Annotated in this window: 23 protein-coding genes and 1 tRNA gene; 14 read left to right on the forward strand and 10 right to left on the reverse strand. The window is 64.3% G+C overall.

Going from position 1 to position 26,826, the window contains the following annotated elements; translation table 11 throughout:
• Positions 1-267 precede the first annotated feature (267 nt).
• On the forward strand, positions 268-2,688 hold the full coding sequence (locus tag C0V72_RS12755; RefSeq protein ID WP_172439016.1) for a hypothetical protein: 2,421 nt from the start codon (positions 268-270) through the stop codon (positions 2,686-2,688).
• Between the two features lie 172 nt (positions 2,689-2,860).
• On the opposite strand, the gene C0V72_RS12760 is transcribed toward C0V72_RS12755, so the two are convergent.
• Both C0V72_RS12760 and panC read right to left on the reverse strand, forming a co-directional pair.
• Positions 2,861-2,934, reverse strand: a tRNA-Gly gene (locus C0V72_RS12760).
• Positions 2,935-3,007: 73 nt separating this feature from the next.
• Positions 3,008-3,874 (reverse strand): pantoate--beta-alanine ligase, encoded by an 867-nt coding sequence (gene panC / locus C0V72_RS12765; protein ID WP_101794529.1) that lies wholly within the window; start codon positions 3,872-3,874, stop codon positions 3,008-3,010.
• A 170-nt stretch (positions 3,875-4,044) separates the two neighbouring features.
• On the opposite strand from panC, the gene C0V72_RS12770 reads away from it, so the two are divergent.
• From C0V72_RS12770 to C0V72_RS12790, 5 genes are all read left to right on the forward strand, one after another.
• Positions 4,045-4,857 carry a division plane positioning ATPase MipZ gene (locus tag C0V72_RS12770; RefSeq protein ID WP_233999943.1) on the forward strand — a complete coding sequence of 271 codons (813 nt, stop codon included), beginning with the start codon at positions 4,045-4,047 and terminating at the stop codon, positions 4,855-4,857.
• Entirely contained in the window at positions 4,857-5,162 is a 306-nt protein-coding gene (locus tag C0V72_RS12775) for a molecular chaperone DnaJ (protein ID WP_172439017.1), read from the forward strand. The genes C0V72_RS12770 and C0V72_RS12775 overlap by 1 nt, the downstream gene beginning before the upstream one ends.
• 164 nt (positions 5,163-5,326) lie before the next feature.
• Positions 5,327-6,742 carry a phosphoglucomutase/phosphomannomutase PgmG gene (gene pgmG / locus C0V72_RS12780; RefSeq protein ID WP_101794530.1) on the forward strand — a complete coding sequence of 472 codons (1,416 nt, stop codon included), beginning with the start codon at positions 5,327-5,329 and terminating at the stop codon, positions 6,740-6,742.
• Positions 6,743-6,766: 24 nt separating this feature from the next.
• The gene (locus tag C0V72_RS12785) at positions 6,767-7,612 is read left to right on the forward strand and encodes a DUF2059 domain-containing protein (protein WP_101794531.1); all 846 of its coding nucleotides are present in this window, start codon (positions 6,767-6,769) and stop codon (positions 7,610-7,612) included.
• Complete coding sequence (locus C0V72_RS12790) at positions 7,572-10,082, forward strand: ligase-associated DNA damage response DEXH box helicase (protein ID WP_233999940.1); 2,511 nt, start codon at positions 7,572-7,574, stop codon at positions 10,080-10,082. The genes C0V72_RS12785 and C0V72_RS12790 overlap by 41 nt, the downstream gene beginning before the upstream one ends.
• A gap of 155 nt (positions 10,083-10,237) precedes the next feature.
• Here the strand turns inward: C0V72_RS12790 and C0V72_RS12795 are convergent, their stop codons facing one another.
• The 4 genes from C0V72_RS12795 to C0V72_RS12810 form a co-directional block, all read right to left on the reverse strand.
• Positions 10,238-10,669, reverse strand: a complete 432-nt coding sequence (locus C0V72_RS12795) for an ExbD/TolR family protein (protein ID WP_101794532.1) — start codon at positions 10,667-10,669, stop codon at positions 10,238-10,240.
• A 30-nt stretch (positions 10,670-10,699) separates the two neighbouring features.
• Positions 10,700-11,230, reverse strand: a complete 531-nt coding sequence (locus tag C0V72_RS12800; protein ID WP_172439018.1) for an ExbD/TolR family protein — start codon at positions 11,228-11,230, stop codon at positions 10,700-10,702.
• 129 nt (positions 11,231-11,359) lie between these two features.
• On the reverse strand, positions 11,360-12,133 hold the full coding sequence (locus tag C0V72_RS12805) for a MotA/TolQ/ExbB proton channel family protein (RefSeq protein WP_101794534.1): 774 nt from the start codon (positions 12,131-12,133) through the stop codon (positions 11,360-11,362).
• 72 nt (positions 12,134-12,205) lie between these two features.
• Positions 12,206-12,889, reverse strand: coding sequence for an energy transducer TonB (locus C0V72_RS12810; protein ID WP_101794535.1), 684 nt, complete (start codon positions 12,887-12,889; stop codon positions 12,206-12,208).
• A 391-nt stretch (positions 12,890-13,280) separates the two neighbouring features.
• On the opposite strand from C0V72_RS12810, the gene C0V72_RS12815 reads away from it, so the two are divergent.
• Positions 13,281-14,147, forward strand: coding sequence for a hypothetical protein (locus tag C0V72_RS12815; RefSeq protein WP_101794536.1), 867 nt, complete (start codon positions 13,281-13,283; stop codon positions 14,145-14,147).
• A gap of 60 nt (positions 14,148-14,207) precedes the next feature.
• Positions 14,208-15,539, forward strand: coding sequence for a homoserine dehydrogenase (locus C0V72_RS12820; protein WP_101794537.1), 1,332 nt, complete (start codon positions 14,208-14,210; stop codon positions 15,537-15,539).
• 4 nt (positions 15,540-15,543) lie between these two features.
• Here the strand turns inward: C0V72_RS12820 and C0V72_RS12825 are convergent, their stop codons facing one another.
• Entirely contained in the window at positions 15,544-16,218 is a 675-nt protein-coding gene (locus C0V72_RS12825; RefSeq protein WP_101794538.1) for a hypothetical protein, read from the reverse strand.
• A 13-nt stretch (positions 16,219-16,231) separates the two neighbouring features.
• Entirely contained in the window at positions 16,232-16,897 is a 666-nt protein-coding gene (locus tag C0V72_RS12830) for a hypothetical protein (RefSeq protein ID WP_143704591.1), read from the reverse strand.
• 39 nt (positions 16,898-16,936) lie between these two features.
• Between C0V72_RS12830 and glpX the strand changes: the two genes are divergently transcribed.
• From glpX to C0V72_RS12845, 3 genes are all read left to right on the forward strand, one after another.
• The gene (gene glpX, locus C0V72_RS12835; RefSeq protein ID WP_101794540.1) at positions 16,937-17,965 is read left to right on the forward strand and encodes a class II fructose-bisphosphatase; all 1,029 of its coding nucleotides are present in this window, start codon (positions 16,937-16,939) and stop codon (positions 17,963-17,965) included.
• A 205-nt stretch (positions 17,966-18,170) separates the two neighbouring features.
• Positions 18,171-19,091, forward strand: a complete 921-nt coding sequence (locus tag C0V72_RS12840; protein WP_143704592.1) for a hypothetical protein — start codon at positions 18,171-18,173, stop codon at positions 19,089-19,091.
• A gap of 562 nt (positions 19,092-19,653) precedes the next feature.
• Positions 19,654-20,919 carry an MFS transporter gene (locus tag C0V72_RS12845; protein ID WP_101794542.1) on the forward strand — a complete coding sequence of 422 codons (1,266 nt, stop codon included), beginning with the start codon at positions 19,654-19,656 and terminating at the stop codon, positions 20,917-20,919.
• Here the strand turns inward: C0V72_RS12845 and C0V72_RS12850 are convergent.
• Together C0V72_RS12850 and manD are read right to left on the reverse strand one after the other, a co-directional pair.
• Positions 20,882-21,739 carry a sugar kinase gene (locus C0V72_RS12850; protein WP_101794543.1) on the reverse strand — a complete coding sequence of 286 codons (858 nt, stop codon included), beginning with the start codon at positions 21,737-21,739 and terminating at the stop codon, positions 20,882-20,884. The two genes, C0V72_RS12845 and C0V72_RS12850, sit on opposite strands and share 38 nt — an antisense overlap.
• A 32-nt stretch (positions 21,740-21,771) precedes the next feature.
• On the reverse strand, positions 21,772-22,980 hold the full coding sequence (gene manD / locus C0V72_RS12855) for a D-mannonate dehydratase ManD (protein ID WP_101794544.1): 1,209 nt from the start codon (positions 22,978-22,980) through the stop codon (positions 21,772-21,774).
• A 232-nt stretch (positions 22,981-23,212) separates the two neighbouring features.
• Here manD and C0V72_RS12860 point away from each other — a divergent pair, with 232 nt between their 5' ends.
• From C0V72_RS12860 to C0V72_RS12870, 3 genes are read left to right on the forward strand one after another with little or no spacing between them, the layout of a single operon-like run.
• Positions 23,213-23,998 carry a FadR/GntR family transcriptional regulator gene (locus C0V72_RS12860; protein ID WP_101794545.1) on the forward strand — a complete coding sequence of 262 codons (786 nt, stop codon included), beginning with the start codon at positions 23,213-23,215 and terminating at the stop codon, positions 23,996-23,998.
• 1 nt (position 23,999) lies between these two features.
• Positions 24,000-25,421, forward strand: coding sequence for a glucuronate isomerase (uxaC, locus tag C0V72_RS12865; RefSeq protein WP_101794546.1), 1,422 nt, complete (start codon positions 24,000-24,002; stop codon positions 25,419-25,421).
• On the forward strand, positions 25,418-26,818 hold the full coding sequence (locus C0V72_RS12870; protein WP_233999941.1) for a mannitol dehydrogenase family protein: 1,401 nt from the start codon (positions 25,418-25,420) through the stop codon (positions 26,816-26,818). The genes uxaC and C0V72_RS12870 overlap by 4 nt, the downstream gene beginning before the upstream one ends.
• The last annotated feature ends 8 nt before the right edge of the window (positions 26,819-26,826 follow it).

A 26,826-nucleotide genomic window follows, 5' to 3' on the forward strand; every position in this document is an offset into this window, starting at 1 on the left:
GCCGGCTTCTGATCCCTTGCATCAAAAGACACCCCCCTGTCCTCACTCGATGTCCCAGAAAAATCAAACTGGCCCGGCTTTCGCAACAGGTCTAATGCAACCTCAGATGCACTTACGGTCATCGGCATTGATACAGTTGCACAAGATTATCGTCCCGTTTTCAAGGAACTCATTGAAAGTGCGAACGAAGTTTACGACATCCATAGTCAAAGATTTGGCACTCCTCCACCAGTAGACACAACATTTGACGGCCAAAAGAATTTATTCTTGATCTTCCGATCGCAGGAAGAAGCGAGAAATTCAACTACAGTAGCAGCAGCTGGAAATCTGCTACCTTTTGATCCGTCTGGAAAGGACTTCAATTCCTCCATTGGGCAAATCTGTATTGGCACTAATCCGCCACGGTCGAATTGGTGTTCTGAATCGGGCTTCAGCGTGAAATTTAATGCTGACCGTGCAAATGAGTGGGCTATCCATCCACTTTTATCTCACGAATATATCCATCTCTACCAATACCAATCGCTCCCAGGCCTAGAAGGGGACAACGACCCCTATTGGCTGTCCGACGGACAGGCGAATGGCGTGGGGTTTGGCATGATGGAGCGCTTCAAGCGCGCCGACGGCACCACACCGTTCAGCCGCCGTGCCATGGCCCGCAAAACCAAGGCGATGACAAACAGCAATTTCTCCTTCTTCCTTGGCCTGCGCTACTATGATCGCCCGCTCGACGTCGATCGCTGGAAAAGCGTCTATCCGAAGACGCACCCCGAATACGGGGACAGCATCCCGATGGCCGGATACATGACGGGGAGTTTCTGGCGACACCTGATCCGCGCCCGCCCGCGCGGGTTCGAAGCGTACCAGCAGATGTTGAAATATCCCGAGCCGTCCGATCCGTCCTCATCCTATGCGTGGCTGGAATGGACCGATGCCGCGCTCAAGGCAGCCAAGTTCAACGGCGCGCAGATCTGGCCCGGCGGGGTCCGGCAGGTCTATTCCGAGATGATCACCGAAGTGGCCGACTTCCCCGATTTGGTGGCATCAAACCGCACCGACAAATTGCGGGCTGACTATTTCGACAAGCTGATCTGGGCCGACGGTTGCCAGAAAATCGATCTGACAACCGCAACGGCCGCGTCGGTGCCGATCACTATCTACCCCTATTCGGCACGCTGCCTGCGCGTGAAAATGCCCTACAACGGGCCGGTACGCAGCAATGCGGTCGAGGCCAATCTACCGCTGGTTCCCTATAACCTCCCCCCGCCGTTCAATGTCACAGCCGCGGGCAGTAGGAATTGCAAGGATCTTGATCTGGGCACGCGCGGCCAGCTTGTTCAGAGTCCGCTGATCCTCGACTCCAGCAGCGGCGTCGTGCGCGGCAATGGCTGCGTAGCGATCTGGCAAGCCGCCTTCCAACCGCTTTTCCCCGATGTCCCCGGCGGCCTTGAAGGGTGGCAGACGGTGGTGCTGGTAAACGCACCGTCAACGCCCACGTCATCCATGACTCCGGCCCAATTCACGCTCAACTTTGCCCGCCCGGTCGCAAAGACGACGCTCACCGGCGTTCGCAACACCAAGCGGGGCGGCAAGAAGACGAAGAAGCCGCTGCCCAAGGGCGGTGCCGAAGACCCGCAAATGAGCACGCCGCAGCTTTATGAGCCCGAATTGGACCCGGGTGCCTGCCCGCCCGAAGAGGCCGCGCTGTTCGAATGCGGCGATCTGACCCAGATCACCATCGCCGCAGGCCCCGACGCTGTCGATTTTGCCCGCGCGACCGAGGCGATCCAGAAAGCGACTGCGCTGCAATATCTGCCCGGTTCCTTCACCAAGGACGGCTTCAAGACGCTGGGCGAGATCTATCAGGAGGCCAACCCAGCAGCAAAAACCCCTGAAATCATGCAACGCATGGCGATGGACGAGGCCAATGGCGCGACCATAACCATCGCCATGGCCCGCCTTGCCGAGGGACAGACAGGCACGTTTCCGGCCAAGATTTCGGTCGGGGTCGGCGAAGGCGATGAGATCAGCTCGCTCGCGCCGGGCCAGACGGAAACCGATGCGAGCGGTTGCGTTAACATCATGTCGTATGAGACCACCGGGCAAGTGACCATCACCATGAATGCGGCCGGCATGCTGGTCGGCACGCTTTCCGCGACGCTGTATCAGGACAACAATTCCGACGTGCCGGAAGAAACCTGCCGCATGCCGCGCGAACAGGTGGGATCGATCACGTCGGATTTCACCACACCGGGCTCGTTCTCCGTCGGGCCGGATGGCGGTTACCAGCTTGATACCTCCCGCATCGAGGAACAGGCCCGGTTCGATCTGGATTTGCTGGCGCAGATCAACACGCCCATCGAGGAACGCTCCGATATCCTCCCCGAAGACGAGATGTCCGACGAAACGCGGCGGCAGCTCGCCGCTTATGAGGTCTCCAAACGTGACGCGCGGACTCGCACGCGGCCGGGCGAGATGCCTTGCTTCAGCGATGCGATCGAACAGAAATACATGATCGAATTTGTCCGCGCCCTTGCCAGCCCCGATGATATGGCGGGAGTCCCCGACTCCATGATCGTCCAGATGCTGGGTTCGGTGGACGCAATGTTGCGGCCGTTCGTATGTGATTGGTTAAGAGCCGGTCGGCCCAAGCAATGGCAGCTGCCTGAGGAGGCGGGTGTGGAGTTTTAGCCCTGGCGCACCGGATCGCAACATCTGTCAGCGGCAAGGCCCCGCGATGTGGCCCCCAAGGGCCCCGGATGCAGCGGGAAGAAAAGGGACATTCTCGGACGATCGAGGGCCTAAATCCCTCGGATTTCCAAGGGTTTTATAGACTTTCTAGGGCTGGTTGGGAAGGGAGGGCTGGAGCGGGTAGCGGGAATCGAACCCGCATAGCCAGCTTGGAAGGCTGGAGCTTTACCACTAAGCTATACCCGCTCACGGCAAATCCGCCCATGCCACCGTTGGCGCGGCGAGGTCAACGCTGTTTTGGCGCGGTGGGGTGCGCCGGTCAGCCCTTGGCGGCGTTCACGGCCATGTTGTCAATCAACCGCGTGCCACCAATGCGCGCGGCGACCACCAGGCGGGCTGGCATGGTGGGGCTGGCTGTGAGCGAGCCGAGCGAGACGGGATCGACCAGATCGGCATAGTCGACCGAAGAAAAGCCCGCCGCGATGATCGCCGCCTCCAGCGCCGACAATGCGCCCGGCACGGCTGCGCCGCCTTCAATCGCGGTGATGGCCGCCTTCATCGCGCGCGGCAGGGCGGCAGCGGCGGTTCGCTGGCTGGGGGAGAGGTAGCGGTTGCGGCTGCTCATCGCCAAGCCATCAGGCTCTCTGACCGTCGGCACGCCGATAATGTTGGCGGCGCAGGGCGCAGTGAGATCAAGATCGCGCGCCATCGCCCTGATGACGGCAAGCTGCTGGAAATCCTTCTCGCCAAAGAATGCCATATCGGGCGCAATCTGATTGAACAGCTTCAGCACGACAGTGGCCACGCCGTCGAAATGGCCGGGCCGGGCGCGGCCGCACAGGCCGTCGCTGACGCCCGATACGCTGACATTGGTGGCGAAGCCAGCCGGGTACATTTCTTCGGCCGTGGGAGCCCAGAGGAGGGCGGTTCCTTCGGCTTCCAGCAGTGCGGCATCCTCGGCCAGCTGGCGCGGGTAGGCGTCAAGGTCTTCGCCTGCGCCAAACTGCCTGGGGTTGACGAAGATCGAGGCGACCACATGATCGGCCTCGGCCCGCGCGCGGCGGATCAGGGTCAGGTGCCCTTCATGCAGCGCGCCCATCGTCGGGACCAGCGCAATCGATGCGCCATCGGCGCGCAGCTGTGCCAAAGCGGTTCTCAACATTTGCAACGTATTGACCGTTTGCACCGTTACGCCTCCAAGGATATTGCCAAGCCGTGCCCTAGCGGCGCTGACTGTCTCATTTCAAGCCGGAGGGGCGCCGGCCCGCAGTGCGCCCCGTGAACGTAACCGAAAGCCCTGTCATGTCGCCCGCCTCGCGCGCTCAACCTGCTGAACCCGTGCTCGCGGGACGCCGTCTGCGCAAGGGGCAGGCGCACCGGATCGTGTTTGCCAACGAAAAGGGCGGCACCGGCAAGTCCACCACCGCGGTTCACGTGGCGGTGGCGCTGTCCTATCTGGGTGCGCGGGTTGCCGCGATCGATCTCGATCCGCGCCAGCGCACCATGCATCGCTATATCGAAAACCGGCTCGGCACGCTTGAAAAGCGCGGGCTGACCTTGCCGACCCCGGCGTGCGAGGTGTTCCGCGGGAACAATACCGGCGATCTGCTGGGCATGATCCGGCGGATGGAAGCGAGCTGCGATTTCCTTGTCATCGACAATCCGGGCCGTGATGATCCTTACGCCCGGATCGCGGTCGAACACGCCGATACGCTGGTGACCCCGATGAACGACAGCTTTGTCGATTTCGACCTGATCGGACAGGTCGATGCCGAGACGTTCAAGGTGAAGAAGCTGTCCTTTTTTGCCGAGCTGATCTGGGAATCGCGGATGAAGCGCAGCCGCATGACGATTGAACAGCAACGGCCGGAGATGGACTGGATCGTGGTGCGCAACCGCACGGGCCATGTTGAAGCGCGCAACCAGACCCGCCTGCACAAGGCGCTGAACGAAATGGCCAAGCGGGTCGGTTTCCGGGTGACGCAGGGTTTGTCGGAACGCGTGATCTACCGCGAGCTGTTCCCTTCGGGCCTGACGCTGCTCGACAAGGGGCATCTGGGCGAACTGGGCACCAGCCATCTGGTGGCCCGGCAGGAATTGCGCGCCCTGGTCAAGGCGTTGAGCTTGCCTGCGTTTGATTGCCAGCAGGGCGAGATGGAGCTCGCCTGATGCTGTTCAAGGCGTTTGTCATCCTTGCGGGGCTGAGCGTCTTGTGCCGCTGGGCCCTGGGCAAATGGCCGTGGGAGGTGGTGCGGTTCGCGCCCGGCCGGCGGCGTGCGGTGAACAGCGCGCGCGCGCTCCTGGGTGTTGCGCCGGCGGCGGGGCGGGAGGACATTATCGCGGCCCATCGCCGGCTGACCGCTCAGGTTCATCCTGATCGCGGCGGTTCGACAACGGCGATGCAGGAAGCCAATGCCGCACGCGATCTGCTGCTTGCCGAGCTTACGGGCGCACAGGCCGGGCCGGGCGAGTAGGAGCCTGTTTACACGGGATTGACACAAGCGCGCGGCAGGGGTTTGGCCGTGTCGCGGCGGGAATGAAGGATAGCGGTGCCTGCCGATCGATCCGTGCCCGGCCCCGATCAATAACAACCGCCCCCATCAACCGCCCATGATGCGGCAAGGAGCACCTCTCGATCATGCGACACCAGTTCCACTCTACCGTGCTGCGCGAATATGACATTCGCGGGATCATCGGCGAAACGCTGGGTGCCGATGATGCCCGCGCGATCGGGCGGGCGTTCGGGACGTTGCTGCGTGCGGCGGGCGGCAGGACTGTGGCGGTGGGCTATGACGGGCGCGTAAGTTCGCCGATGCTGGAACATGCGCTGGTCGAAGGGCTCAACGCCAGCGGCTGCGATGTGGTGCGGATCGGCATGGGGCCGACCCCGATGCTGTACTATGCCGAAGCGTCAGCCGAAGAGGTGGATGGCGGCATTCAGATAACTGGCAGCCACAATCCCCCCAATTACAATGGCTTCAAAATGGTATTTCAGGGGCGTCCGTTCTTCGGCGCCGATATCCAGAAGCTGGGGGAACTGGCAGCAGACGGGGCCTTCGCGAGTGGCACCGGAACTGTCATCACCCGCGACATCCTTGGCGCGTATGTCGAGCGCCTGCTCAAAGGCCTCGCCGGAGTCGATCCCGAGGCGCTGAAGCATCTCCGCGTCGGCTGGGACGCCGGTAATGGTGCTGCGGGCCCCGCGCTGGAGGCGCTGGCGGCCCGGCTGCCGGGGGAACACCATCTGCTCTTTACTGAAGTTGACGGACATTTTCCCAATCACCATCCTGATCCAACGGTTGAGGCCAACCTGACCGATCTGCGCGCGCTCGTCGCGGACAAGCAGCTCGATTTCGGAGTGGCTTTTGATGGCGATGGCGACCGGATTGGCGCTATCGATGGCACGGGCCGGGTGATCTGGGGCGATCAGCTGCTGATGATCTACGCCGAAGATCTGCTGAAAACCCGTCCGAATGCGACGATTATCGCCGATGTGAAGGCCAGCAGCGCGCTGTTTGACCGCGTGGCGGAGCTGGGCGGGCAGCCGCTGATGTGGAAGACCGGCCACTCGCTCATCAAGTCCAAAATGAAGGAGACTGGTGCGCCGCTCGCCGGCGAGATGAGCGGGCACGTGTTCTTTGCCGATGATTACTACGGGTTCGACGACGCGCTGTATGCCGGTGTCCGGCTGCTGGCGGCCGCAGCCCGCCTCGGCAAATCGGTGACCGAGCTGCGCAGCGCGATCCCGCCGATGCTCAACACGCCGGAACTGCGCTTTCAGGTTGATGAGACCCGCAAATTTGCGGCGATGGCCGAAATCGCCGAGCGTCTGGCCACCAATCCCGGCCCGGCGGTCGAAAGCGTCAACACCACCGATGGGGTGCGGGTCAGCACGGCGGATGGCTGGTGGCTGCTGCGCGCATCGAACACGCAGGACGTGCTGGTCGCCCGCGCTGAAAGCGACACGCAAGCGGGCCTCGACCGCTTGCTCGCGCAGATCGATGCGCAGTTGGCTGCATCCGGGCTGGAGCGCGGCGACAGCGTCGGGCATTAAGGGTTTCGGACTCTGAGGGAGAGCATGACCATGATTCGCCATCGTCTTTTCGCCGCTGCTGCTGCCGGGCTTTGCGCGCTCACGCTGGTGCCAGCGCCGCTTGCCGCGCAAGATTCTGGTACAAGCGCCGCGACCGAAGAGATGGATCAGGTGATGGCCATGCTCGGCGGGATGTTCCCGGCCGAACCGCTGACCGCCGAGCAGGAAACCCGCCTGCCGCAGGCGCAGCGGATCATTGGCCGGATGATCCCCGAAGGCACTCTGTCGGAATTGATGGGGTCGATGTTCGACAAGATGCTCGGCCCGATCATGCAGGCAGGCGGTTCCCCGGCAACGGCGACCGTGACCAGAGCGACCGGGCTGAGCAGCTTCGATCTCGACCTGACGCCGGAGCAGACCGAGGAGCTGGCGAGCCTGTTCGATCCGGCCTGGGCCGAACGCCAGAAGCGCGAAATGGCGCTGTTTCCGGGCGTGATGGCGACCATGATGGATGCGATGGAGCCCGGCATGCGCAAAGCCATGTCGGAGCTGTATGCGATCAATTTCACGCAGCAGGAGCTTGACGAGATCGAGGCCTTTTTCCTCACGCCGACCGGCACCAGCTACGCCCGCAAGAGCTTCACCATGTCGAGCGACCCCCGCGTCCTGAGCGCTTCCATGGAGGCGATGCCGGCCTTGATGAGCACCATCGGCTCGCTGGAGCAAAAGGCAGCCGAGGCCACCGCTGATCTGCCGCCGACCCGTGGCTTTGCCGATCTGACGGCCGCAGAACAGGCCAAGGTGGCCGAGGTGACGGGCATTTCGGTTGAGGAAATCCGGGCCAGTCTCGATGCGCAGGCAGAAACCGATCCGGCCGAGCACGCCCATTGATGTGACCGCGCCCGCTGCGGCCCCAGCATCGCTTCCGCCGGACATCGCCGCCTGGTTCGCGGGGCGCGGCTGGCGGGTGCGGCGGCATCAGTGGGCAATGCTGGAGCAGGCGCGTGCAGGCCGCCACGCCTTGCTGGTGGCCGATACCGGCGCGGGCAAGACGCTGGCGGGGTTTCTACCGACGCTGTGCGACTTCGCGCCCTCCGGCGCCGCGCTGCCGCCTGATGGGCTGCACACCCTCTACGTCTCGCCCCTGAAGGCGCTGGCGCAGGATGTGAAGCGCAACCTGCTGACGCCTATTGAAGAAATCGGCCTGCCGATCCGGGTCGAGACCCGCAGCGGTGATACCCCGTCCGACCGCAAGAAGCGCCAGCGCGAGCGCCCGCCGCACATCCTGCTGACCACGCCGGAAAGCCTGTCGCTGCTGCTGTCCTATCCCGAAAGCGCCGATCTGTTCGCGGGGCTGCGCCGCATCGTGATCGACGAGGTGCACGCCTTCGCCACCGACAAACGCGGCGATCTGCTGGCGCTGAGCCTCGCGCGGCTCCACGCGCTGGCGCCGCACGCCCAGCGGGTGGCGCTGTCGGCAACGCTTGCCAATCCGCGCGATTTTCAGGAGTGGCTTGCGCCCCAAGGCGGGGACGAGATCGCCGCCGCCGCGCTGGTGCTGGGCGAGGAGGGGGCCGATCCCGAGGTCGAAATCCTGCTCCCCATCGAAGAGCGCGTGCCGTGGGGCGGCCATGCCGGGCGCTGGGCGGTGCCGCAACTGATGCAGGCGATCACCGCCAACCGCACCACGCTGGTCTTCACCAACACGCGCTTTCTGGCCGAGTTCATCTTCCAGTGCCTGTGGGAGGAAAACGCGGATCACCTGCCCATCGGCATCCACCACGGCAGCCTGTCGGTCGAAGCGCGCCGCAAGGTCGAGGAGGCCATGGCGCGGGGGGAATTGCGCGCGCTGGTGTGCACCGCCAGTCTCGATCTGGGGATCGACTGGGGTGACATTGATCTGGTGGTGCAGATGGGCGCACCCAAAGGCAGCTCGCGGCTGCTCCAGCGGATCGGGCGGGCCGGCCACCGGCTCGACACGCCGAGCCGCGCGGTGCTGGTGCCGGGCAACCGGTTCGAGTTTCTTGAAGCGATTGCCGCCAAGCAAGCGGTCGATGAAGGCCAGCGTGATGGGGAGGCATTCCGGCCCGGCAGTCTCGATGTGCTCGCCCAGCATGTGATGGCCTGCGCCTGCGCGGGGCCGTTCCACGAGGATGCGCTGCTGACCGAGATCAGGAGCGCGCTGGCCTATAGCTGGGTGGACGAGGCGACCATTCAGCGGGTTCTGAGCTTTGTATCGAACGGCGGCTATGCGCTCAAAGCCTATGACCGGTTCCAGCGGATTGTGCGCGGCAAGGATGGCGTGTGGCGCCTCTCACACCCCAATCAGGCGCAGCGCCACCGGATGAATGCCGGGATCATCGTCGATTCCGAAATGCTCAATGTCCGCTTCAAGAACGGCCGCAGCCTCGGCAAGGTGGAGGAGCGCTTCGCCGCCCAGCTTTCGCCCGGCGATACCTTTTTCTTTGCGGGTATGAGCCTTGAGGTGGAAGGCGTGAAGGATATGGACGTGACTGTCCGTGCCGCCAAGAAAAGCGCCACCATTCCCAGCTATGGCGGGCTGCGCCTGCCGCTGACCACCCACCTTGCGACGCGGGTGCAGGGGCTGCTGGCGGACAGGGCAGGGTGGGGGCTGTTCCCCGATGATGTGCGCGAATGGCTGGAGATGCAGGACTACCGCAGCCGCCTGCCTGCGCCGGGCGAATTGCTGGTCGAAAGCTTCCCGCATGGGGGCAAGCATTACACCACCTATTATACCTTCGAAGGCTGGAACGCGAACCAGAGCCTGGGGATGCTTATCACCCGGCGGATGGAGGATCGGGGCCTGCTGCCGGGCGGATTTGTGGCGAACGATTACTGTCTGGCGGTGTGGGGGCTGAAGCCTGTCACCGATCCCGTTCCGCTGCTGTCGCCCGATATCCTGACCGACGAGTTTGTGGAGTGGGTGACCGAAAGCCACCTGCTGCGCCGCGCGTTCCGCGAGGTGGCGGTGATCTCCGGCCTCGTCGAGCGCCAGCATCCGGGGCAGAAGAAGACCGGCAAGCAGGTCACGTTTTCGACCGATCTGATTTACGATGTGCTCAAGAAATACGAGCCCGATCACGTGCTGCTGGAAGCCGCCTGGGCCGATGCGCGGGCGCGGATGACGGATGTGGGGCGACTGGCCGACCTGCTCGAACGGTCGGAGCGCGAACTGGTGCATGTGACGCTTGACCGGGTATCGCCGCTGGCGGTGCCGGTGATGACGATGATCGGGCGCGAGGCGGTGCCGCAAGGCGCGGTGGATGATGAATTGTTGCTGGAGGCCGAGGGGCTGATCGCTGCCGCGATGCGCCCGGACCCGCCGCTGGAAGGTGACTGACGGGCGTGATGTTCCCCGAATGTTTCACGTGAAACATTGGCGGGCGCTGGCTTTGCCCAAACAAAAAGGGCGCCGCGAAACCTCGCAGCGCCCTGTCTGAAACGATCCGGGCCGGGTCTGGAAGCGCCTAAGGCACCCCTAGAGCCGGCCTGACATCACTTGGCAAACTCACGATACTTGTCGTTGCCGACGAAACCGAACTTGGTGACGCCCGATGCCTTGATGTCCTGCAACACCTTGGCCGACAGGTCATAGCTGGCCAGGGCTTCCGGTTCGAACTGGAGTTCCGGCTCAACCGCCATCTGGGTGGTCTGCTGCAAGGTCTGCACCAGCTGGCCTTCGCTGATCGCGGTGCCATTCCACAGGATCTGGTCGTTCGGGGTCAGAACCAGCTTGTTCTTCACCGGATCGATCGGCGGCGGCGTATCGTTCGGCTGCGGCTGCGGAAGATCGATATCGATCGAGTGCGTTGCGACCGGGATGGTGATGATGAACATGATCAGCAGAACGAGCAAAACGTCGATCAGCGGAGTCATGTTCATTTCCATCATCGGCTCGCCGTCAAGCTTGCCTCCAGACATACCCATGTCAGTTACTCCTTAAGTTTGCTTGGACGATCAGCCGTTCGGGTCGACCGGGTTCGAAATGAACCCGACGATCGGATAGCCTGCCATCTGGATGTTGTAGATCGAGCCTGCCACGCACTTCCACGGGGCGTTGACGTCGCCGCGGATATGGACCTGCGGTACCTTCTCCGGATCGGTCATCAGCGCTTCGGCGCCGCCAGCGCGCTTGACGATGGCATCGAGGCGGTCGAACGCCATCTTCTGCAGTTCATCAGACGACACCGGGGTGACGTTGTTGAAGTAGACCCGGCATTCGCCATTGCGCGACGCGCCGGCAAAGCCCGGATCCCCGGCGCTGCGCCCCGCATCATCAGTGGTGCTGACGGTCAGCAGCAGGTTTTCGACCTTGTTCTTGGACTCGATCGATTCAAACACCGGGATCTCCAGCTTTTCGATCGTCTGGATCGCCACCGGAACCGCGATGAGGAAGATGATCAGGAGCACCAGCATCACGTCCACCAACGGCGTGGTGTTGATGTCGGACATGGGGGTATCGACCCCGCCTCCCGTAGAAATCGCCATTGTGAATTCCTAGCCTGTCAAAACATTGACTTGTTGTGCCTGCCCGGTGGCATCGCCGTGGGGGCGGCTGGCCGGGCAGCGGCGGGATCAGCCCGAGGGATGATCCCGCCGCTTACGCGGCTATGGCAATCAGGCCTTGGCGGCCGGAGCAGCAGCCGGCTTGGCAGCAGGCTTCGCGGCAGTCGGAGCCGCCTGAACCACCGGCTTCACGGCGCCGTTCGAGTTCATGTAGGCCAGCAGATCGGTCGAGAAGGTGCTGAGCATTGCGGCGATCTTGCGGTTGCGCGACTGGAGCCAGTTGAACGCGAACACGGCAGGCACAGCGACCAGCAGGCCGATGGCGGTCATGATCAGCGCTTCACCGACGGGGCCGGCGACCTTGTCGATCGAGGCGTTACCGGCGATGCCGATGTTGATGAGCGCGCGGTAGATCCCGATCACGGTGCCGAGCAGACCAACGAACGGCGCGGTCGCACCCACGGTGGCGAGGAACGGCAGGCCGCCCGACAGCACGGCGTTGATCGAATCTTCCGAACGCTGGAGCGAACCGTGCATGTAGTCGTGCGATTCGAGCGCATCGACCATCTTGCCGTGCTCGTCCTGCGCCTTCACGGCGTCGTCGGCGAGCTGGCGCCACGGGCCGTCCTTGTCCAGCTTGGTCGCGCCTTCCTTGAGGCTCGACGCGCGCCAGAACTGGGTCTGCACGGCGTTGTACTGCTTCATCACCTTGTTCTGTTCGAACAGCTTGGTGAACATGATGTAGAACGAACCGACCGACATGATGATCATGATGGCAAGGATCGACCAGGCGACAGGGCCGCCTTCGCGCATGGCTTCAACGAAACCGAACTTGCTTTCGGGGGCGGCTTCGCCAGCTGCGGCGGCGAGAAGGTAAAGGTTCATTGCGAGAGTCCTTTTGATAGAATTGTCCGAGGGGCCAGCGGGCAATTTTCATTGCACCGCTGTCTCGTAAGATCAGTTCAGCTTGTAGGTAATGCGGGTAGACCAGCTGGCACTGATCGGGTTGCCGTCAGCATCAAGCGCGGGGTCAAACCGGCCGTAACGTTCCAGATCCTTGCACGCGGCCTGATCCAGAATGTCCGAACCGCTCGAACCGGTCACCGAACAACCGGTGGCCTTGCCATCGGGGGTCACAGTGACGCGAACGCCAACCGTGCCTTCGATTTCTTCCTGCGCAGCGCGGCGAGGATAGTTTTCCTGGATGCGAGCAGCCCAGCTCCGCTGGTTCTTCGGCTGGACACCGCGAGCCTTCGACACACGCGGCGGCTCGGGCGGACCCGGAGGCGCGGACGGAGCCGTGCTCGGACGGGTGAACGTCGGTGCGGGCGGCGGCGGGTCCTGACGGGTTTCCATCTGCGGCGGATTCGGCGCGATGTTGAACGGCGGCGGCGGCGCAACCGGCGGCGGCGGCGACGTCGGCTCCGGCATATCTTCCGGCGGCGGCGGCGGCTCCTCTTCGGGTGGCGGCGGCTCTTCCTCGACGTTCACGGTCGTTACGCGTTCGACCATCTCCTTGACGGCGTCGACGGCAAGAAAGATGACCATTCCCGCCCCGACAGCACCGACGATCGACAGCGCGATAATCAATGCGACAAGCTTGGGGCCGGTCAACCCTTGTTGTTGGCTAGCGTAGGACATCCAGCGCTTTCTCTCCAAATACTCGCCAATCCTAAGATCGGCACACTCCCCGCGCCCCAGCCCAGCAGGCTGGAGAACGGATCCCGGTCATTTCGGCCCTCCCACGCCGGGAACCAAGGCCCCGGACAACGCGTTAAGCGGCGCCCAAACCTTGCCCGGCTGGCACGTTTTGAATGCTCCCATCCAGAACGCAACCTGAACTGTCAGCGCGGTAATGTCCCCAGTCCCGCGCAGTCAGCCTCAGGGCTTTAACGGGCAACCCTTAGCCGATCAAACCCTTTTGCGGTTCAGCGTCAATTCACTGCGAGCCATGTGCAACAAGGCTTGCTAAACCGGTAAGGCAGGTCTGGTGAACAAGCGCGCGGCGCGGTGACAAGTTAAGGATGAATTAATGCCGTTTTTCAATCCTCTGAAGGTGTCGATGATAGCGCTCGCAGGACTGGTTCTGGTGCCCGGCGCAGGCCATGCGCAAACGGTTGCACCGGCCATGGCCACGGCCGCTGATGGGCCGACCTATGCCGATCTGGCGACGCTTTCGGATGCTTCTGAACTGGTGGTGCGGGTCCAGATTCGCCGTCAGACCGTGTTGAAGCCCGATCGCGCGCCGGGTCTGGCGGCAGGATTCGCGCGGCTTTACATCGAGGCCGATACCACGGCGCTGATTGCCGGACGCAGTGGTGTCGGCGCGGCGCTGACCTATCTTGCCGACGTTCCGCTGGATGCCCGCGGCAAGGTGCCCAAGCTGAAAAAGCGGGAATTCCTGCTGTTTGCGCGCCCCGTGGCGGGCCGGCCGGGTGAGGTTCAACTGGTCTCTCCGGCGGCGCAGCTGGCTTACACCCCTGAGCTTGAAGCGCGCCTGCGGCCGATCCTGACCGAGCTCTATGCCGCCGAGGGCGCGGCCCCGCGCATCACCGGGATTGGCGATGCGCTGGCGGTGCAAGGCACCTTGACGGGCGAATCGGAAACCCAGATTTTTCTGACAACCGAAAACCGCTCGCCCGTCTCGATCACGGTGCTGCGCCGCCCCGGCCAGCGTCCGCAATGGGGCGTTTCGTGGGGCGAGATCATCGATTCGGCGGCGCGCCCGCCGGTGGCTGAAACCCTGCGCTGGTATCGCCTGGCCTGTTCGCTTCCGGCGCAGTTGCCATCGGGCGCCAACCTTGCCCGCGAGCCTGAGGCGCGGCGGCTGGCGGCGGGCGATTACGCCTTCGTGCGTGAGGCGCTGGGGCCATGCGAGCGCCGGATCACGCGCGGCTGACCTTGCGTATCTGCGCTTGACCGCGCGCACCGCACGGTTAATCGCCGGTTCCCGTCACTGATGGAGGACCGCTTGGCCGATACTGCCCCCCAACCGCTTCGTATTGCCATTGCCGGGCTTGGCACGGTGGGCGTGGGCGTTATCCGCTTGCTGGATACCAACGCCCGGCTGATCGCGGCGCGGGCCGGGCGCGGGATCGAGGTGGTGGCGGTCAGCGCGCGGGATCGCGGCAAGGACCGCGGCGTCGATATTGCCCGCTTTGCGTGGGAAGACGATATGACCGCGCTCGCGCGGCGCGATGATGTGGACGTGGTGGTGGAACTGGTCGGCGGATCGGATGGCCCCGCGCTCGCGCTGTCGCGTGCGGCCTTGCAGGCGGGCAAGGGCCTGGTCACCGCCAACAAGGCGATGGTGGCGCATCACGGGCTGGAACTGGCCAAACTGGCCGAGGGGCAAAACGCCGCGCTCAAGTTTGAAGCGGCCGTCGGCGGCGGGATCCCTGTCATCAAGGGTCTGCGCGAAGGCACCAGCGCCAATGCGCTGACCAAGGTTTACGGCATTCTCAACGGCACCTGCAATTACATCCTGTCGGAAATGGAAGCCACCGGCGCGGACTTTGCCGTGGTGCTGGCCGAGGCTCAGCGGCTGGGCTTTGCCGAGGCTGATCCGGCTTTCGACATCGAGGGCGTGGACGCGGCGCACAAACTGGCAATCCTTGCCGCGATCGGGTTCGGCACGCAGATCGATTTTGCCGGTGTGCGCGTCAATGGCATCACGCAGGTGCGCGCTGCCGACATCGCGCAGGCCGATGCGCTGGGCTTTGTCATCCGCCTGATCGGTGAGGCCGACGTGGAAGAGACCGCCGATGGCCCGCGCCTGCTCCAGCGCGTGCGCCCCTGTCTGGTCGCCAAGGGCCATCCGCTGAGCGCCGTCGACGGCCCCACCAACGCTGTGGTGGCCGAGGGCAATTTTTCCGGCCGCCTGCTGTTCCAAGGCGCGGGCGCGGGCGACGGGCCGACGGCGAGCGCGGTGGCGGCTGATCTCATCGACATCGCGCGCGACGAAGTGGGCGCGCCGTTCTCGATCCCTAGCGCCCAGCTTGCCGCGATGCCGCCTGCGGAGCCCGGCCACCGGACCGAACGCACCTATATCCGCTTCATGGTCAAAGACCGTCCCGGCGTGCTCGCCGAAATCACCGCCGCGATGCGCGATGGTGCGGTGTCGATTGAAAGCCTGATCCAGCAGGGCCGGGGGGCGGACGCGGGCGAGGTGATGGTGGCGATGGTCACGCATGAAGGGCCCGAGGCGCATGTCAGCCGGGCGCTGGCGCTGCTCGAAGGGTCGGAAAGCCTGACGGGCGCACCGTTGGTGCTGCCGATCCTGCCGCTGTAACGCCTTACCTGTCCGTAGACGGTGCCGGCTGGGGCGCGGGAGGCAGCCCAAGTTCCGCTTCCACCCGGCGGCGGTCTTCCTCCGATAGCGGCGTGGTGTCCGGCGCAAGCGGGGTCAAACCTTGCGCAACCCGCTGCGCATCCGACCCATCGGGCGGCGGCGGGATGGCTTCGACATCGACGATCAGCGCCGGTTCGTCAGGGCAGGGGCCGATGACGCACAGCCCGCTGACCGTGGCCGGCCCGCGAAAGATCCCCGCCCCGGCCACATCGGGCGGCGGCAATGTGCCTGCGTTCTGCGTGCGCTGCGCATAGGCTTTCAGCCAGGCTTCGCGGGTGCCGCTGTAAAGCTGCGAGGTATCGGCATTGAGCTGGCGGCAGACCACGATTTCGCCCGCGACAACCCCCACCTCGCGCTGGTCTTCGCAGTCCTTCAGCAGCGCCGCGTTGGCAGCCTCGGAGGTGGGCAGGGGCGCGAGTATGTCGATTGTGTCAGGCGGCGCGGCTGTCGGTGCGTCCGGGCCAAGATCGATCGGAATACGCTCGGGCTCGGGTTGAGCGGGCGTCTGGGCTGGCGGGCGCGGGGGCGGTAGCCGCAGGCTTGGGCCGGGCGGCACCTGCGGCCCGACTTGGGCCAACGCTGCCAGCATCAGCCCGGCGAAGACTTGGGGGATGATCACGATCCGCCCTTGCTCAACCGCCCTTTTTCTTCTCGCGCGGCGGCACCGTGGTCCTGATCCCGGCGGCCTCGCGCCGGGCGCGTTCTTCCTCCTCGGTCAATTCGCCTTCCTTGTCCAAAGGCGGCAGGCCGCGCGCGATCCGGTCCGCGTCCGAACCGGCGGGCGCTGTGGGAAGCGCACTGAAATCAACCATGTAGGCGGGAGGTGGCACCTTGCCCATCCCAATGCAGCCGAACGGATTGCCCTGATCCTTGCAATCGGCGATGAAATCCGGTGCGCGCGGGGCGCCTTTCAGCATCGTTTCCTGCGCATAACGCTTGCGGGTTTCTTCGCGGGTGCCGGTTGCCGCATCGCCATCGCTGCCCACTTCGCGGCAGACCACAATCTCGCCGCTGATCGTACCGGCATCGGCATTGTCGCGGCACTGCTGAAGCTGCGCCTGATTGACCTCGCCGCGCGGGACGGTGACCATCAGATTGACCCGCGGCGGCGGCTCGGCAGCAGGCGGGGTGGGCGCAGTCGGCGGCGGAGGTGTCGCGCCGCTGTCATCCTGCGCAGCCAAAGGGAGCGCGATGATAGCGGCCAGCACGGCCATGCCGCTACGAAAACCCGGCAGGAGCGGCATGGCATTGCTCGACAAACCCGTCTCCATCCGCTTTAGCGCCAAAGGCATTTTCATGGGCCGCCGCATCCAAAGCAACAAAGGGCTGAATTGGGCATGAACCTTTCGATCGATACCGACCTCGCCGCCGCGTCGCAAGCTTCCGATCAGGCGGCTGCCGACAACGCCATTCAGCGCGTGCTGGTGCTCGAAATGGTGCGCGTGACCGAAGCGGCGGCGATTGCGGCGGCGCAATTGATCGGGCGCGGCGATGAAAAGGCCGCCGATGCCGCGGCGGTCGAAGCGATGCGGCGGGCGTTCGACAATCTCTACATGGACGGCACGGTCGTGATCGGTGAGGGCGAGCGCGACGAGGCACCGATGCTGTTCATCGGTGAAAAGGTCGGCATGGGCAAAGGCCCGAAGATCGACATTGCCCTCGATCCGCTGGAAGGCACCACCATTACCGCCAAGGCCGGGCCCAATGCGCTCGCCGTGCTGGCCGCAGCGGAAGAAGGCTGCCTGCTCAACGCGCCGGACGTTTATATGGACAAGCTGGCGGTTGGCCCCGGCTATCCGGAAGGCATCATCGATCTTGCCAAGACGCCGACCCAAAATGTCATGGCGGTGGCAGAGGCCAAAGGCGTGAAGCCATCGGACATCAATGTCTGCGTGCTCGACCGGCCGCGCCACGCCGAACTGATCGCTGAACTGCGCAGCCTCGGCTGCGGTGTCGTGCTGATTGGAGATGGCGATGTGGCGGGCGTGATCGCTGTGACCGACGAAGACACCACCATCGACATGTACATGGGCCAGGGCGGCGCGCCCGAAGGCGTGCTGGCGGCGGCCGCCTTGCGCTGCGTTGGCGGGCAGTTCAACGGCCGGCTGGTGTTCCGCAACGATGACGAAAAGGCCCGCGCCCGCAAGTGGGGAATCGAGGATCTGAACCGCATCTACAAGCTGGAAGACCTGGCCAAGGGCGACTGCATCTTCGCCGCGACGGGCGTGACCGACGGCTCGCTGCTGGGCGGGGTCAAGCGCCGCCGCAAGGTGACGGGTGAGACCGTGCTGACCACCGAAAGCGTCGTGATGCGCGCGTCATCGGGCACGGTGCGCTGGATCAAGGGCGAACACCGGATCGGGTAAGGCATCGCCGCAGGCTCGGGGTGCCCCACGCGCCCCGCCTCGGACACTCTTGCACAAATGCGCGCTGGAATGGACAGTCGGTGCGGCTGGTTTGGCCTCTGTCTGGCCCAAAGCTGCCGTTCGGGAAGCGACCCCAATTCGCACATTCGATCAGAAGAATCAATTTACGCTTTATCATTAAGCAGTTATGCAGCGTCCTATGTCGTTGGATGCCATTACCTTTGCACTTGCCTTGGTAGCCTTGTCGCCCGCGACGGATGAACCCACTCAAACCGCTGAGCCGCCGACATCGCAGGGCACCACCATCATCGTGAAGCCGCCGCTGACCGAAAGCGAGCGACGCGAAGAATTGCGTGATTTCACTAAGCAGATCATCCGCCCTCCTCGACTGAGGCACCCGGTGGCGAAGTTTCTCTACCCGGTGTGCGTCAAGGTGCTTGGCCTTGCTGCCCCCGACGCCGAGGCTATTGCGCAACGCATTCGTGCCCACGCCCGTGAATTCGGCATCGGTTCTGACGACAACCCCGATTGCATTCCGACAGTGAAGGTTGCTTTTATGGCGCCTGAGGCCGGTCCGCCGGAGCGCTGGCTCTCTGCGGACTCGCCCTCGATCGCGCACCTCGCCGGATACCAGCGTGAGCAGGTGTTGAGCGAGGCAGGACCGGTGCGGGCATGGAACCGGGTAGCCGTTCGTGATGTCAACGGAAGAGCGTTCCGCGTCCGTCTGGGAGACCAAGCTCGTTTCCCGGAATATACGGAAGTCGAGGCGTTCAATTCGTCTGACCCGATCGTTACCACCGAAATTACCGGGGCAGCGGTCCTGATCTCGCGCGAAGCAGCGCATGGTTTCACGCTCGCGCAACTGGCCGATTATGCGACTGTGCGAACTCTTATCGGCACATCTGCGCCTTCCCAGAATGGTTCTGTCCCAGCGCCTACGATATTGTCTTTGTTCAACGATGCTGAACCGCCTGCCAAAATGACATCATTCGATCGGGCGCTGATCGCGGAATTGTATAATGCGTCCCGCAACTCCTCTGCCCGGCGCGTCTACAATGACATCGCTCGCTCGGCAGCCGAGATCGAGCGCGCCACGGGATCGCGGGCTGATACACCGGACCAGTAGGTTGTCGGGGGGCAGCGATCGCCGCCCTTCCGGAAACCACCCACGTCCGGTCACTACCGGCCGCACGCTGAATTGCCAAAACCTGCCAGTCTGTGTCTTTTCAGTCGGAGCGAAGGTTGATGCCGGGGTCTCGCTGGCGTGAAGCCCCCGGCCCGAATCTTTGCAGGGGTGTGAGCGGCAGGAATCGCTGCCTTCCCGGTGATCCGCGCTCAATCGGCGTGACCAGTTTTTATAATCACCCGAAGCATGATCGGACGTGAGGCTCAGCGTGCGGGGCGCTCGTCCCTCGGCCGCCTGCCTCTACCGTCGCGCCTATCGCATTGGGTCTGGTTCGCTATCGTTGTTGACTAATCTTCTGCGATAGTATTCGGTCTTACCAATATAGGTGAAAGTGGTGAGATGGACCGGGGCCGATCAAGAGCAAACCTGCGCTGTGGCGCCATGATCGCGCGGCTGATTGGGGCGGTGGTCGCGCGTTCGCTGATGCACCGGTCCGGCGGCGCGCGGACCATGTTGCCCGCCATGCCTCGTCCTCGATCTCTCGCGTTGAAAGCACGATGATATGAAACTGATCCCTTCGGGCAAACTGCGATGGTGGATTATCGGGTTGGTGACGCTGGGCACCATTCTCAACTATCTGGCACGCTCGACGCTGTCGGTCGCCGCGCCCACGCTCAAGACCGAGTTTGCGATGACGACCGAGCAATACAGCTGGGTCGTGCTGGCCTTTCAGGCGAGCTACACGGTGATGCAGACGGTTGCGGGCACGGTGCTTGATGCCTTGGGGACGCGGCTCGGGTTTTTCCTGTTCGCGGTTGGATGGGCGTTTGCCAATATGGCCCATGCCTTTGCGACCGGGTGGCAGAGCCTGGCTTTCTTCCGCACCCTGCTCGGCGCGACCGAGGCGGCGGCGATCCCTGCGGGCGCCAAGACCGTTGCCACCTGGTTCCCGCCGCGCGAACGCCCGCTGGCCACCAGCATGTTCCAGATGGGCACCAGCGTCGGCAATATGATCGCGCCGCCGCTGGTGGCCTACTGCATCCTCATCTGGAACTGGGAGGCGGCGTTTATCGTCACCGGCCTGCTCAGCCTGGTGTGGGCGGGGATGTGGTGGGTGGGTTACCGTGATCCAGCGGTGCACACCGGCCTGTCCGATGCCGAACGCAAGCTGATCGACGAAGGCCGCAGCGAAGATGTCGTCGCCAAGCCCGCGACCAAGCGTGACGTGCTGCGCAGCCGCTCGTTCTGGGCGATTGCCACCCCGCGGTTTCTTGCCGAGCCTGCCTGGCAAACCTTCAATTTCTTCATCCCGCTTTATCTCGTTGCGGTCTGGAACCTCGATCTGAAATCGATCGCGCTGTGGGCGTGGCTCCCGTTTCTGGCGGCGGATTTCGGCAGCCTTGCCGCAGGCCTCCTGCCGAACTGGCTGATGCGGCGCGGCGCGGGGCTGCTGGCCAGCCGCAAGATCACCATGACGCTGGGCGCGCTGTGCATGCTCGGCCCGGCCTGCATCGGATTTGCGACCACGCCCGGCATGGCGATCGCCCTGTTCTGCGTGGGCGGATTTGCGCACCAGATGCTCAACGGCGCGCTGATGACCCTGTGTTCGGATGTGTTCGACAAGTCCGCCGTTGGCACCGCCACCGGCATGGCGGGCACGTCGGCATGGGTGGGGGGGATGCTGTTCACCCTGCTGATCGGGCAGAGCGCGGATACCTTTGGCTACAACCCGCTGTTTGTGGCGCTCGCCGCGCTCGATCTGCTGGCGGCTGCGGTGCTGTGGGGTCTGCTCAGGGATCGCGGTCGGGAATCGCTCCGGCCCGCATGACGGTCCACCCAGCCAGGGCATGACCGGCGCGGGCCGCTTCGTCCGGCACTGCGCCCTGCATGCGGGCACCCAGATAGCCGGCGTTGAACGCATCGCCCGCCCCGCTGGTATCGACGGGCGTGAGCACCTGCGGCGGCGGCAGGATCTGCCCGTCGGGCAACAGGCAGCCGTCGGCCCCAAGCTTGACCACGGTCTCGCCGCAGCCAAGCTGGCGCCAATGGGCAGCAACCGCCGCCGCGTCCTGCTCGCCCGAAAGCAGCATGTCATCCTCCAGCGTTGGCAGCCCGATGCTGGCCAGCGCAATGGCCCGATCGCGCGCGGCCATCGCGCTATGCGTGCCGGGCCACAGGCGCGGGCGGTAATTGCCGTCAAAGGCGACCTGCCCGCCCCGTTCCCGCACCGCGCGGGCGAGGGCGAATAGGGCCTCGCGCCCTTCGCCGGGCAGAATGGCAAGCGAGATCAGCGAGAAGACCAGCAGGTCGGCCCGCGCCGCCTGTTCGATCGCGGCATCAGCGCCCGGCAGCGCGAACATCTCGCGCGCGGCGCTGTGCTCGCGCCAATAGGCAAAGCTGCGCTCGCCCGATGCATCGGTGCTGATCGCATAAAGCCCGGTGGCGCGCTGGGGATGGTGCAGCACCAGACTGCAATCCAGACCCTCCCCCTGCCAGCGATCGATCATGGCGGCCGCGAACGGATCATCGCCGAGCGCGGTCAGATAAGCGACATCATGCCCGCCGCGTGCCAGATGCAGCGCCGTGTTCAGCGTGTCACCGCCATAGCCAAGCTGCCAGGCTGCACCGCGCCGGCTCAGCTCGATCATCGGCTCTCCGACAAGGACGATCCGCAAGGGGGCTACCAGTTCCACATCGTTCCGTCCTCCAGCCGGGCGACCGGCAGGTAGGCGGGCCTATAGGGATACTTGGCGGCCAGCGCCTCGTCGATATCGACGCCGTGGCCGGGGGTTTCGCCGCAATACATCATGCCGCGATCAAAGCGGTAATCATGCGGGAAGACAGCGTCGGTTTCGTCGGTGTGGCGCATGTATTCCTGAATACCGAAATTGGGCACCCAGGTATCGAAATGCAGCGCGCAGCCCATTGTCACCGGGGACAGATCGGTTGCCCCGTGGCAACCGGTGCGCACCTGATAGAGGCTGGCAAGATCGGCAATGCGGCGCAGATGCGTCAGCCCTCCGGCGCCCACCACGGTCGCCCGGATATAGTCGATCAGCTGGTTCTGGATCAGGTCCTTGCAATCCCAGATCGTATTGAAGATCTCCCCCACGGCCAGCGGCGTCGTGGTGTGCTGGCGCACCAGCTTGAAGGCTTCCTGATTTTCGGCAGGCGTGCAATCTTCCAGCCAGAACAGCTGGTAAGGTTCCAGCATCTTGCCGAGGTTTGCCGCCTCCTGCGGGGTGTAGCGGTGGTGCCCGTCGTGCAGCAGGTGATGGTCGAAACCGTAGGTCTTGCGCAGCTCCTCGAACAGCTTGGGGACATAGTTCAGCGCCTTTCTGGTGTCCCAGCCGGTTTCGGAAGGCAGGCTGGCATCGGCGGGTTCGTAATAGAGCTTGCCGCGCCCGACGCCGTAGGCATCCTTGATCCCCGGCACGCCGGTTTGCGCGCGGATCGCCTTGTAACCCATGTCGATATAGTGGCCGACCGCTTCGACCGTCGCTGCGATGTCGGCGCCGTTGGCATGGCCATAGACCATCACGCCGTCCCGGCTGCGCCCGCCGAGCAACTGGTATAGCGGCATGCCGGCCATCTTGGCCTTGATGTCCCACAGCGCCATGTCGACCGCGGCAATCGCCCGCATCGTCACCGGGCCGCGGCGCCAATAGGCGCCCTTGTAAAGATACTGCCAGATATCCTCGATCCGCTGCGGGTCCATGCCGATCAGGCAGGGAATGACGTGATCTTCAAGGTAGGAGACAACCGAAAGTTCGCGTCCATTGAGCGTGGCATCGCCGATCCCGTAGACGCCCTGATCGGTCGTGATCTTGAGCGTTACGAAATTGCGCCCCGGACACGTCACGATCACTTTGGCCGCCTGTATCTTCATCAGACCCTCACTCCTCCTTTGTGCCTGATCCACCTGATAGAGCATCCAGCGACAAAAACAACAGAACTGGTATGACCTATTTCAGCAAATTTGATCAATGGCGCACGGCGATGACCTTCGGCAAAGTGGCGTATGCCTGATTTTGCTTGTCCGCGCCGCCGGCCCTGTGGCAGAGAGAAATCTCAGTGCCAGCCCTGAAATTGGTCAGGCCCCTCAAGAGAAGCATTGCCGCATGTCACGACCGAAAAAAACTCCGGACACGCCGAAAAAGGCCACATCGCCCGAACGGCTCTATCAGAAACTGGCGCGCGAACTGTTCGCCGATCTGGCTGCGGGCCGATATGCGGTGGGCGATCGCTTGCCGGCAGAGCGTGAGCTGTCGATCCAGTACAATGTCTCGCGCCCCGCGGTACGCGAAGCGATGATTGCGCTGGAAGTCCAGGGCTTGATCGAGGTGCGCATCGGTTCGGGCGCCTATGTCCGCGCCTTGCCGGGGGAGGCCGATACGCCCGGCTTTGACGTGACGGCATTTGAATTGATGGAGGCCCGCCTGCTGGTCGAAGGCGAGGCGGCCGCGTTGGCGGCGGTGCATATCGCCGATGATGAACTGGCCGAACTCGAAGCGCTGGTCGCGGAGATCGAGACGGAGAACCGCCTGTCGGGCGGCACCACCAATGCCGACTATGCGTTCCACATGGTGATTGCCACGGCGACCCGGAACGCCGTGATTCGCAGCCAGGTGGAAGAAATGTGGCGCCTGCGATCAACCTCGCCCAACTGCGCGCTGCTGCTGGAAAAGGCGCGCACTGCCAATGTCCAGCCGGTGGTCGAAGAACACCGCGCGGTGCTCGAAGCGTTGCGCGCGCGTGATCCCGGCGCCGCGCGCACGGCGATGCGGCATCATATGTCGTCGGTCATCGACCACCTGTTGTTCGCAACCGAGGCCGAGGCCATTGAAGCGGCGCGGCGCGATGTGGCCTCAACCCGTGCGCGCTATGCCCGGGCGGTCAGTCTCTGACATGACGGTGCAACCGCTCAAACTTCACCCCGACCGTCTGCTGCCCGCCGATCCCGAAGTGCGCGCCATTGCCCGGCGCCTGCATGACAGGATCTGCAACCTTCCGATCGTCAGCCCCCACGGCCATACGGACCCGGCGTGGTTTGCAACCGATGCGCCATTCAGCAACGCAACCGCGCTGCTGTTGCAGCCCGATCATTATGTTTTCCGGATGCTCTACAGTCAGGGCATCCCGCTCGAAGCGCTTGGCCTCGCGCCGATTGACGGCAGCCCCGCGCCAGACGTTGACCCGCGTGCGGCATGGCGCATCCTTGGGGCGAACTACCATCTGTTTCGGGGCACGCCGTCGCGCATGTGGCTCGACTGGGTGTTTGCCGAGGCTTTCGGGCTCGATGTGCAGCTCAGCGCGGCGACGGCCGATCTCTATTACGATCACATCACCAGCCAGCTTGCCACACCGGCGTTCCGGCCGCGCGCGTTGTTCGATCGCTACGGGATCGAGGTCATCACCACCACCGAAGGCCCGTTGGACAGCCTCGAACACCACCGCGCCGTTGCCGAATCGGGCTGGAAAGGCCGCGTGCTGACCGCCTATCGCCCCGATCCGGTGATCGATCCGGAGTTTGAAGGGTTCCGCGCCAATCTGGCGCGATTTGCCGAGCTGACCGGCGAGGATGCCTTCAGCTACCGCGGATACCTTGCCGCCCACCGCAATCGCCGGGCGTTCTTCGCCGCCCACGGCGCGACTTCAACCGATCACGGCCACCCCACGGCGCAGACCGCCGACCTTGCCCCGCATGAGGCCGAGGCGCTGTTCGCGCGGGTGATCCGCCCCGATGTGTCGCCCGCCGATGCCGAGCTGTTCCGTGCGCAGATGCTCACCGAAATGGCGGGGATGAGCGCTGATGACGGGCTGGTGATGCAGATCCATCCGGGTTCGTTCCGCAATCACAACCCCGCGATCTTTGCGCGGTTCGGGCGGGACAAGGGCGCGGACATCCCGACCCGCACCGATTATGTCCATGCCCTGCGCCCGCTGCTGGCGCGGCATGGCAACAACCCGGCGCTGACCATTATCGTCTTCACCCTCGACGAATCCGTCTATGCCCGTGAGCTGGCGCCGCTGGCGGGGCATTATCCCGCGTTGAAGCTGGGCCCGGCGTGGTGGTTCCATGATAGCCCCGAAGGCATGCGCCGGTTCCGCCACGCGATGACCGAGACGGCCGGTTTTTATAACACGGTCGGCTTCAACGATGACACCCGCGCCTTTCTGTCGATCCCCGCGCGGCACGATGTGGCGCGCCGGATCGACTGCGGTTTTCTCGCCGGGCTGGTTGCCGAGCACCAGATCGAAGAATGGGAAGCCGCCGAACTGGCGCAGGACCTCACCTACAATCTCGCCAAGCAGGCCTACCGCTTGTGAGACTGTCGCAAGCGATGCTGGGCGGACTGGCAGAGCATGTCCGGCGCCCCGATTATGATTGGCAGGCCCAGCGGGCCGGGATCGTCCATTTTGGCATCGGCGCCTTCCACCGTGCGCATCAGGCGGCTTACACCGATGCGGCGATGGCGGCGGGAGACCGCGACTGGCGGATCACGGGTGTATCGCTGCGTTCCGGCGATGTCGAGGCGCAGCTTAATCCGCAGGATGGGCTTTATACCCTGACCGACCGGTCCGGCGATGCAGCGGCAACCCGGCTGATCGGTGCGGTTGGCCGTGTCATCGTCGCACCGGACGCGCCGCAAGCGGTTATCGCCGCGATTGCCAGCCCGGACACGCGGATCATCAGCTTTACCGTGACCGAAAAGGGCTATCTGCGCGGTGCCGACGGGATGCTCGACGTCACAGACGCTGCGCTGCGTGCTGACCAAGCGGGCACGGGCGCACCGCGCACCATTTACGGCTTCCTTGCTGCGGGGCTCGCACAGCGGCGGGCGGCGGGCCTGCCGGGGGTGACGCTGCTGAGCTGCGATAATCTCGCCCACAACGGCAGGCAGCTGCGCGGCATGATGAGCGCCTATTTGCAGGCCACCGACCCCGCGCTGGCAGACTGGTTCGCGCGCGAATGCCGCTGCCCTTCGACGATGGTTGACCGGATCGTTCCGGCGATGACCGATACCGACCGCGCATGGGTGGCCCAGCAGATCGGCGTGGCAGACGCGGGCGCTGTGCTGACCGAAACCTTCTGCCAATGGGTGATCGAAGACGATTTTGCCGGCCCCCGCCCGCGCTGGGAGGCCGCTGGCGTACAGTTCGTGAGCGATGTCGGCGCGTGGGAGGCGGCCAAGCTGCGGATGCTCAATGGCGCGCATTCGGCGCTGGCCTATCTCGGGCTGGAACGCGGGCATGACTTCGTCCACCAGGCCGTCGCCGATCCGGCGATCCGCCCCCTGATCGAACAGCTTATGCGCGGTGAGGCCGCCGCCACGCTCGACCCGGCCAGCGGGATCGATGCCGGCGCCTATGCCGAAGGGTTGCTGCAACGCTTTGCCAACACCGCCTTGCAGCATCGCCTGATCCAGATTGCGATGGATGGATCGCAGAAGATCCCGCAGCGCTGGCTGGAACCGCTGGCGATCAACCAGCGCGCGGGCCGGACCTCGCCTGCCACGCTGCAAGCGCTTGCCGCATGGTGCCGGCACGTGCGCGGCGACCAGCGCCCGGTGGACGATCCGCAGGCGCAGCGGCTTGGCGCACTCTGGCAGCAGCACGGTTCAGCCGGGATTGCCACGGCGCTGTTCGGGGCTGAGGGCATGTTTGCCGCAACCTGGATTGCATCGCCAGCGGCGCTTGCGGTTCTGGATCAGCACCTCGCCTGATCGGTCAG

The organism is Porphyrobacter sp. TH134 (genome assembly GCF_002855495.1).
Taxonomy (GTDB): domain Bacteria; phylum Pseudomonadota; class Alphaproteobacteria; order Sphingomonadales; family Sphingomonadaceae; genus Erythrobacter.